This is a genomic window from Bradyrhizobium genomosp. III (assembly GCF_000261705.1).
GTDB lineage: Bacteria > Pseudomonadota > Alphaproteobacteria > Rhizobiales > Xanthobacteraceae > Bradyrhizobium > Bradyrhizobium ottawaense.
Map to the genome: position 1 here is coordinate 1 of NZ_AJQF01000586.1, position 1,305 is coordinate 1,305.

General features: G+C 62.0%; 1 pseudogene. It reads left to right on the forward strand.

Annotated elements, in window-relative coordinates:
• Positions 1–293 precede the first annotated feature (293 nt).
• Positions 294–1,305 (forward strand): annotated as a pseudogene (locus tag IC66_RS0142265) (methyl-accepting chemotaxis protein); the annotation flags it as partial.

The following is a 1,305-nucleotide window of genomic DNA, read 5'->3' on the forward strand; positions in this document are numbered from 1 at the left end:
CCTGTGGTTATGGGTCCCGGATCAGCGCTCCGCTCCCGGCAACGCTACGCGTTGCCAAGAGCTCCGCTTGTCCGGGACGACAACGGAGATTTGGTGCCCGCACTTAATTTATGACGGCATTTGTAACGGCGCGGGAAAGCGCGCCTTAACAAATCCCCGCGTTACCTAACCGCGAGTTGCGGCGCCACAAATTTACCACAGCTTATCCTTTGCCGATTACCGTGCGGGCGAGTCAGGAAGCGGGCTGCTTCCGGGCTGCGCCTGGTTTTCCGCGAATGGAATGGGGTGGGGGAATGTCGGTCAAGTCGAAGTCGAACCAATCGAAGCTGCCAAGCTTGCGTTTTCGCGCAAAAATCATCCTCGGCTTCGTGGCGGTGCTAGCCATCCTCGCCGTCAGCATGGCTTTCGCCTATTTCGGCTTCGAGCGGATCCAGGCCGCCGTGGCTTCCTACCGCACCAGCGTGTCGGAAGCCGACCTCGCCCGGACGGTCGATCGCGAGCTGATCGCCTATCAGGGACTGGCTCGGGCCTATACCCTGACGGGGGCGGTGGATGACGAGACCGCAGCCAAGGCCGCCGAAGACAATCTGAAGAGCGCGATCGCCAAGTCGATGTCCGCCACGACAGGCGCCGCCCGCCGCGAGCAGGTCGGCAAGCTGGAGGCCGAGTTTCAGCGCTTCACGAAGGTGTTCGGGGAGATCATCGTCCTGACGCGCGAGAACAACAAGATCGCGGCCGATGAGCTCAACAGCGTTGGCAACAAGATCCGCTTCAAGTTCGACGACCTCGCCGATACCGCCGCGCTGGCGGGGCTGGCATCGGTCCAGACCACGGCCAAGGACATCACCTCGCAATATCTGGCTGTCTCCACCTCGGTCAGCGCCTTCGTCGCCAAGCCGGAGCCGAAGACCGCCGACGGCGTGATCGCCCGCATCAAATTCCTGGAGACCTTGCTGGTCTCGATCTATGCCAGCGACCAGAAGATCACCGACCGCGTCACCGAGATCGGCAATCTGCTGAAGCAGTACCGCACCTCCTTCTCAAGGCTGACCGAGAACGTGAAGATCATCGTCAAGTCGAACGGTGAGATGACCAAGACGGCGGCGACCATCCTCAAGCTCTCGGCCGAGCTGCGTTCGGATTTGACTGCCGACCAGCAGCGCATCGAGGCGAGCGCCAACGCGACGATCGGAGAGACCGAGCAACTGATGTTGATGATGGCGCTCGGCGGCCTTGCCATCGGTGCCGTGCTGGCCCTGTGGCTCGGCAACGGCATCTCGCGTCCGATGATCGCGATGTGCAAGG